This is a genomic window from Microcoleus sp. Z1_B2 (assembly GCF_036700325.1).
Taxonomy (GTDB): domain Bacteria; phylum Cyanobacteriota; class Cyanobacteriia; order Cyanobacteriales; family Microcoleaceae; genus Microcoleus.
Genome location: NZ_JAUBOQ010000038.1, coordinates 22,077 through 29,810, shown reverse-complemented (window position 1 = coordinate 29,810; position 7,734 = coordinate 22,077). Strand labels below are relative to the sequence as shown.

Below are 7,734 nucleotides of genomic sequence, written 5' to 3'. Positions count from 1 at the left end.
TGCTGCGTATTGCCCACCCTCCAACTAAAATTGATATGATATTAAAAATCTAAAATCTAAAATCTAAAATCTAAAATGGCATTACCTCCCGGCAGTTTTGGTTTACCCCTAATTGGCGATACTATCAACTTTTTGCAAGATTCCCAATTTGCCAAAAAACGCCACCAGCAGTACGGGCCCCTTTTCAAAACCAGCATTTTCGGACAGCCTACCGTGTTTGTGTGTGGCCAAGAGGCTAATTTGTTTGTTTTAAGCAATGAAAACCAATATTTTGCTGTGACTTGGCCTGCCAGCACGAAAGCGCTTTTAGGGCCGCTTTCTTTGGCGTTGCAAACGGGTGCTAACCACCAAAATCGGCGCAAGTTGCTGTACCAAGCGTTTGGGTCGCGAGCTTTAGCAGGCTACATCGGCGCGATGGAAGATATCACTCAGCGCTATTTGGAAAAATGGGCAAAAATGGAAACGCTGACTTGGTATCCCGAACTGAGAAATTATACTTTTGATGTTGCGGGTAAGTTGTTAGTAGGGATTGATAATGGTTCGGAAACGGCGCTAGGACATTATTTTGAAACGTGGTGCAATGGTTTATTTTCGATTCCTTTAGATGTGCCTTGGAGTCAGTTTGGCAAGGCGAAAAAGTGCCGAAAGCTGCTGTTGGCAGAACTTGAAAAGATTATTATAGATCGCCAGCAAGGAACCCCTAGCGGCAATGATGCTTTGAGTTTGCTGATTTCGGCCCGCGATGAAGAGGGAAATAGTTTGAGTTTGGAGGAGTTAAAAGATCAAGTGCTGTTGCTGCTGTTTGCGGGACACGAAACTTTAACTTCGGCGATCGCCTCTTTTTGCCTTCTCCTGGCTCAAAATCCCGATGTGATGGCAAAAGTACGGGCCGAACAGCAGCAGTTCCCCGCAACTGAACCGCTAACCTTGGAAGAACTCAAACAAATGACTTATTTAGAGCAGGTTATGCGAGAAGTGCTGCGGTTGGTTCCACCAGTGGGAGGCGGTTTTCGGCAGGTAATTAATGATTGCGAGTTCGGTGGCTACGAAATTCCCAAGGGTTGGATGGTACTTTATCAAATCAATCAGACGCATCAGGATAGCGCAGTTTATCCCGAACCCGATCGATTCGACCCCGATCGATTTAGCTCGGATCGATCGCCTAAACCGTTCAGCTACGTACCCTTTGGCGGCGGTTTGCGAGAATGTTTGGGCAAAGAATTTGCCCGGTTAGAGATGAAGTTGTTTGCGGCAAAGATTGTTCGGGAGTTTGAATGGGAACTTTTACCGGATCAAGATTTGAATTTAATCAGAGTACCGACTCCGCATCCCGGCGACGGTTTGCAAGTAAAATTTCGTCGGAACTATTCTTAAGAACAGGCTTTTCGGCCTGTTCCACAATCGGGTAAATTTTCTTGTGGGGGGTTGCTCTGAGCAACGCCCTGAAAGCCACAAGATGCCTGTTCCATAATCGGGTGAATTTTCTTGTGGGGAGTAGGGGTTGGGCTTCTAGCCCGCCCTGAAAGCCTTATTGAGAATGGTGCAACATTTCAGTTGAGATTGATATCTTGCACCATTCTCAATAAGCTTTTTATGAACAGGCAAGATGCCTGTTCCACAAAGAGTGAATTTTCTTGTGGAACAGGCCGGAAAGCCTGTTCTTGATAATGGTGCAATATCTCAGTCTCAATCAACATCCAATTGCATCGGCCCCAAATACTTAGTTAAATAAGGAGAAAAAACCTCATAAATCAGAGTCAATGGCTTCCCGTGATGCCAAAACAAATAGTGTCGCCCCCAAAAAGGCCCCGACTGTTCAAAAGCTGACTCCAAAGCCACCGAATCACCGCAATAAATGCCCTGCACATCGCGATACAATTCTGTCCGCAGCCTCGCTAAACTAGCCCAAATTGGCAAAGATTTATTTTGCAAATATTCGTCTACATGACTCGCTTCCCACCAAGAAGTCGCATAGGCCAAGCGCTGTCCCGAAGCAGTCCGCAGCCACACTTGGCGGCGCAGGCGCGGCCCCGGAACGGCGACAAGTTGCTGGGGCGCGCCGTCTGCGTCTTCACCCACTAAAGACATATCGATGACATCAACTTCTGTGGGTTCCCCTGTCAGCAGTTGCAGGTGACGGGTGGGGGAACCGTCGCCTAGGAGCAGTATTTGCCATGCCGGTGCGAGCTTGGTGTGGGGCAAACCCTTCTGTACTGCGTCTTCGGCTCCTTGCCAGAGGGGGTTGAGAGCGTGCCAGGTGCGGCTGTTTTTGGGTGTAAATGTTGCAGTCAAGGGTCTTTACAAAACTTAATTTTTTGTTTATTATAACGCTTCTTCAATTATCCACTCAAAAATCAAAAATTGCTCGACCGAGGACGATCGCCCATAGGATGTCCAGTGAAATAGTTATAATACTTCTGTTCGGGATTTTTATTCTTCCTTCTTCCTTCTTCCTTCTTCCTGACATCCGTGACATCCGTGACATCCGTTATATAATCCGTTGCCGAACTTCCCTCTGCTATATGTTAAGAATAACCGAAATAAAACTCCCCCTAGATCATCCTCAAGATGCGATCGCCAGTGCAATCCTCAAAAAGCTGCAAATTCCCCCCGAAGAATTGCTCGGCTATTCCATCTTCAAGCGCAGCTACGATGCTCGTAAAAAAGCAGAAATCCTCCTTGTCTATATTGTGGATGTAGAGACGACACAGGAAAAGCAACTTTTGGCGCGCTTCAAAAAAGATCCTCATGTGATGGTAACACCAGACACGAGTTATCGCTATGTAGCGCAAGCCCCTAGCAATTTGACGATTCGCCCCATTGTGATTGGTACAGGGCCGTGCGGTATGTTTGCGGGTCTGATGCTGGCACAAATGGGGTTTCGCCCTATCCTTTTAGAACGCGGAAAAGCAGTGCGCGATCGCACAGTAGACACCTTTGGATTTTGGAAGAAAAAAGCAGAATTTAACCCCGAATCTAACGCCCAGTTTGGCGAAGGTGGTGCGGGTACTTTTTCCGATGGCAAACTCTACAGCCAAGTTAAAGATCCTCAGCATTATGGACGCAAGGTGCTGACAGAACTTGTGAATGCGGGAGCTTCACCAGAAATTGTATATATTAATAAACCGCATATTGGCACGTTCAAACTGGTGGGAATTGTCCAAAGTATTCGCGCCCAAATTGAATCATTAGGCGGAGAAATTAGGTTTCAAACTCGTGTAGAAGATATCCACATCGAAAATGGAAAAGTGCAGGGACTTACCCTCGCGAGTGGAGAATATATTGCTAGTAATTATATAGTTCTGGCGGTGGGACACAGCGCCCGCGATACTTTTGAAATGTTGTTTTCGCGCGGGGTTTACATCGAACCTAAACCTTTTTCCATTGGTTTTCGGGTCGAACATCCCCAAAGTATCATCGATCGCTGTCGTTTTGGCGATCGGGCGGGCCATAAGCTTTTGGGTGCCGCAGATTACAAACTGGTTCACCATTGCCAAAACAATCGTTCTGTATATAGTTTCTGTATGTGTCCCGGTGGTTTGGTAGTGGCGGCTGCGTCAGAACCGGGGCGACTGGTTACTAATGGGATGAGTCAATATTCTCGCAATGAACGCAATGCTAACAGCGGGATTGTGGTGGGTATCACGCCGGAGGATTATCCGGGTCATCCCTTAGCAGGAATTGAGTTTCAACGTCGCCTAGAAGAACGGGCATTTGAGTTAGGAGGTGGCACTTACAACGCCCCTGGGCAGCTTGTGGGTGATTTTTTGGCGAATCGCCCTTCCACGGCGCTAGGCAGTGTGCAGCCGTCTTATACGCCGGGAGTTGTGATGACTGATTTGAGCGAAAGTTTGCCAGATTATGCGATCGCAGCTATCCGCGAAGCACTTCCGGCTTTTGACAAACAGATTAAAGGATTTGCGATGGATGAGGCGGTTTTGACTGGGGTGGAAACGCGCACTTCTTCACCAATTCGGATTAAACGCAGGGAAGATTATCAGAGTTTGAATACAGAAGGCCTTTATCCTGCTGGGGAAGGTGCAGGATATGCGGGTGGAATCCTGTCGGCGGGGATTGATGGGATTAAGGTGGCGGAGGCGGTTGCTTTGAGCATATTGCGATCTGTAAATCACAAAGTTTGATGCGGGATTTGAGGATTTTTAGATGATTTGAAGATTGCCGTCAACCGTCAACTGTCAACCGTCAACTGCGGGACTTACGCATCGAAACTCACATCTTGCATCATTCTCAAGAACAGGCTTTCCGGCCTGTTCCACAATAAAATTCACTCTTTGTGGAACAGGCCGGAAAGCCTGTTCATAAAAAGCTTATTGAGAATGGTGCAACATCTCAGTTCAAACAGCAGCTAAACGCGATCGAATTTCCGTATCGGTATACTCCGGCGTCCAGCCTTCTTTGGTGGTAAAATAGCGAACCGCTTTAATTTTCCGGGATGCTGTCAAATAAAACCAGTGTTCTGTATTCGCCGGCACGTTGATAAATTCTTCTGGCTGCACTGTGAGTTCGACTTGGCTGCCGTCGGGCCGGACGAAGCCGAAAATGCCTTCCCCTGCTACGATATAGCGGACTTCATCATCGGCGTGGATGTGGCACTTGTTGAATTTGGACAGCAAGGTGTCGAGGTTGGGAATGTCTGGGTGCAGTACAATTAAGTCGCGATCCTGATAGCCTGCACTTTCCGACAACTGTTGAAAGTAACTGTCGAGGGCTTGCAACACTTGCTCTTTTTGATTGTCGTCAAGAGCATCTTTAGCTAACAAATTTTGAATTTCAGCGCTGTCACCCACGGGCCAGCGGTTGAGTTGAATGTTTAAGGAAGCGAGTTCTCGGGTAATGTCGCTTTGTTGAGTGTAGGTTGTACCGTTTTCGAGTTGCAGGATAGCCATTTTTGCACGTTCCAATTTTTGGGTGAGGCGATACACAGGCACTGTGAAAGATGTTTGTCGATCGCGCCTGTACCAGATTCACAATTTTAACGCTAATTTGAACAGGCTTTCCGCCCTGTTCCACAACAGTTCAATATTTGTCGCGATAACATTGATAAGTCAGGCGCTAGCTAGCACCAGCAGCGATGGCATTACTGATATCTTAAATGTAACTTTTGCAACAACTATGCCTACTTATACGGGAATTTCTAGCGAAGCATTTCAGCATCCCCTCGATCGCCAAGCTGAGGAAGCGTTACGCAGCGTGCCTGGATTTGACTTAATTGCCGGCAAATTTGTAGAATTTGTCTACGAACGACCGCAATTCGTTTACCTAATGGGAAATAGCATTCAAGTCGGGCCTCGCCAATATGCCAGCATTTATCATATATTTCGGGAGTGCGTGCAGGCTTTAGATGTTTTTCCAGAACCGGGTTTGTTTGTTTCTCAGAATCCCTCAGTTAACAGCTATGCCCTGGGAAAAAACCAACCTTATGTAGTATTAAACACTGGTCTTTTAGACTTGTTGGACGAGGCGGAACTGCGGGTAGTCTTGGCTCACGAGTTGGGACACATTAAATGCGGTCATCCAACTTTAAATCAAATGGCGATGTGGGCGATGAGCGTCGCATCGACAATTGGGGAGATGACTTTCGGGCTGGGAAATATGGTCGGTAGCGGTTTAATTTTCGCTTTTTACGAGTGGCGCCGCAAGGCTGAATTGTCGGGAGACCGGGCGGCTTTGTTGGTAACGGATGACTTGAACAGTGTGATGAAGACGATGATGAAACTTGCGGGAGTTAGCAGTAAATATGCTGACCAATGCAGTTTGCAAGAATTTATCCGCCAGTCTGACAACTATCAAGAGCTCGATCGAGACAATCTCAACCAAGTGTATAAGTTTTTACTTTACAACGGCGGTCAGGGCGTGATGCTGAGTCACCCTTTCCCCGTGGAACGCCTGCGGTATTTGCGAGACTGGGCAAGTTCCGAGGAATACCGCCAAATTAAGCTGGGGAACTACAAGCGGGCTGTAGCTGAGGGTGCGGTTGATGTCAAGTCCCAAGCGCCTAACAGCGAGACGGAGGCTTTGCGCCGTCAGATTGAAGAGTTGCAGCGGGAGATCGATCGGCAAAAATCAAAGCGAAACTAAGTTTAAATTCCTCGTCCCCAGGCAGAGCCTGGGGACAAGCTAATGTTTTGTGGAAGATTTACCGGATTTGAGGGAGGGGGAAACGTAAAAGGAAGGTAAACCAGTGAGAGACTTAGGATCGCGAATTAAATAACTTACAATTTTAATTGTTATTGTGGGATGGGCGTCCCGCCCGTCCAAAACGGATGGGCGGGACGCCCATCCCACTTTCAAGAGTGGAAGTTATTTAATTCTCATTCCTTACTCGCAACTGGCCTCCAATCTAAAAACTGTCCCCTCCTTTCGGAAATCTGTTTCTGAGGAGGTGTAGTTTAAATCAAGAGAAGCTTATAAATCAACGGGGCTAAAAAAAATGAATATTGATAACGCAATGAATACTAACAAACCAACTTCTAATTTTTTCGGCAATGTGGGAAAAGTCGCGATCGCCCTTACTCTTCTAGCCGCCGGCATGGCATTTACAAATCCTGCGAGAGATCAATACCTAACTTATGCTTCCGGCGTACTCCAAACCGAGTTGGAAAACACTGTGTGCAAAGATTCTCGCGTGCCGAAAGCTTTGGGCGGCATTACAGATACTTTGATCGGCAGTTGCAAGAATTTACTGACTTCGCAGCGGGGCACGATCGAAAGCTTGCTCGACAATACAACGCAGCGTCAGAATTTAGGCGTTGTCAGCATTTATACAACTGAACTGGGCAAAAAAAGCTATCAAACGGTTGGAGCTTTTGGTAATTTTGTGACGCTGCCACCTAGTTCAGAAAATGCTCAAAAGTAGAGTCAAATTAAGTTCAATTGCCGAAACCGGGTTTTTTAGAAAGCCCGGTTTTTGCTTACGTAATTCTCTCTCAGTAAATCTCAATAAATTCGGAGAGCAATAGCACATATTTTTAATGATGCCAACTATTAGAGACCAAATATTAAGTTTTCTTAAAGAAGAAAAGTTATTGTCCCACTTAATATTAACATTAACGCTATAAAGTTTGATGTTTAACAAATAAGCAGATGGCAATGCAATTAAGTAAGGGTGAGAGATTTAATATTTCTAAAGAAGCGCCCGGTATAAAAAAAATGGCGATCGCCCTCGGTTGGCAGGTGACAGAGGCAGGACAAAGCTACGATATTGATGTCTCGGCGTTTATGCTAGGTGCTGACGGCAAAATACCTAACGATAAATATTTTATCTTTTACAATAATCTGCAATCGTATGACAGTTCGTTACTGCAATCGATTCCTGAAAAAAACAACCGAAGTCAAGAAAATAAGACTATTTACGGCGTTATCTTAGAAAGAGTTAATCTTGAAATTGAGGAAATAACTTTTGTGGTCACTATTCACGAAGCAGATAAAATTAAGGCAAATTTTAGCAATATCAAAAATGCTTTTATCAAAATTACCAATTTGGATACGGGAAGCGAACTTGTTCGGTATGAATTAAAAGAGAATTTTTCGCGAGAGACTGCTGTAGAATTTGGTCGTTTGTATAGAAAGAATGGAGAGTGGAGATTTCAGGCTGTAGGAGCAGGATATCAGGCAGGATTGCAGAGTTTTGTTGATAAGTATTGCAGCTAAAATAGCAGCGATGAAAAAATCTCGCCTGCATATTCTGATAGCAGCAGCACAAGAACTCGCAGC

General features: G+C 45.8%; 7 protein-coding genes. 5 read left to right on the top strand and 2 right to left on the bottom strand.

The window, feature by feature from the left end:
* The first annotated feature begins 75 nt into the window (after positions 1 to 75).
* On the top strand, positions 76 to 1,374 hold the full coding sequence (locus tag QT984_RS21160) for a cytochrome P450 (RefSeq protein WP_333056860.1): 1,299 nt from the start codon (positions 76 to 78) through the stop codon (positions 1,372 to 1,374).
* A 312-nt stretch (positions 1,375 to 1,686) separates the two neighbouring features.
* On the opposite strand, the gene QT984_RS21155 is transcribed toward QT984_RS21160, so the two are convergent.
* On the bottom strand, positions 1,687 to 2,292 hold the full coding sequence (locus tag QT984_RS21155) for a chorismate lyase (RefSeq protein ID WP_333340450.1): 606 nt from the start codon (positions 2,290 to 2,292) through the stop codon (positions 1,687 to 1,689).
* A gap of 230 nt (positions 2,293 to 2,522) precedes the next feature.
* Here QT984_RS21155 and QT984_RS21150 point away from each other — a divergent pair, with 230 nt between their 5' ends.
* On the top strand, positions 2,523 to 4,142 hold the full coding sequence (locus QT984_RS21150) for an NAD(P)/FAD-dependent oxidoreductase (protein WP_333374879.1): 1,620 nt from the start codon (positions 2,523 to 2,525) through the stop codon (positions 4,140 to 4,142).
* Positions 4,143 to 4,355: 213 nt separating this feature from the next.
* Here the strand turns inward: QT984_RS21150 and QT984_RS21145 are convergent, their stop codons facing one another.
* Positions 4,356 to 4,907 carry an acireductone dioxygenase gene (locus tag QT984_RS21145; RefSeq protein WP_333056857.1) on the bottom strand — a complete coding sequence of 184 codons (552 nt, stop codon included), beginning with the start codon at positions 4,905 to 4,907 and terminating at the stop codon, positions 4,356 to 4,358.
* A 226-nt stretch (positions 4,908 to 5,133) separates the two neighbouring features.
* Between QT984_RS21145 and QT984_RS21140 the strand changes: the two genes are divergently transcribed.
* From QT984_RS21140 to QT984_RS21130, 3 genes are all read left to right on the top strand, one after another.
* Complete coding sequence (locus tag QT984_RS21140) at positions 5,134 to 6,099, top strand: M48 family metallopeptidase (protein WP_333056905.1); 966 nt, start codon at positions 5,134 to 5,136, stop codon at positions 6,097 to 6,099.
* A gap of 352 nt (positions 6,100 to 6,451) precedes the next feature.
* On the top strand, positions 6,452 to 6,877 hold the full coding sequence (locus QT984_RS21135; protein WP_333056855.1) for a DUF4359 domain-containing protein: 426 nt from the start codon (positions 6,452 to 6,454) through the stop codon (positions 6,875 to 6,877).
* 233 nt (positions 6,878 to 7,110) lie between these two features.
* On the top strand, positions 7,111 to 7,671 hold the full coding sequence (locus tag QT984_RS21130; RefSeq protein ID WP_333056854.1) for a TerD family protein: 561 nt from the start codon (positions 7,111 to 7,113) through the stop codon (positions 7,669 to 7,671).
* Positions 7,672 to 7,734: the final 63 nt, after the last annotated feature.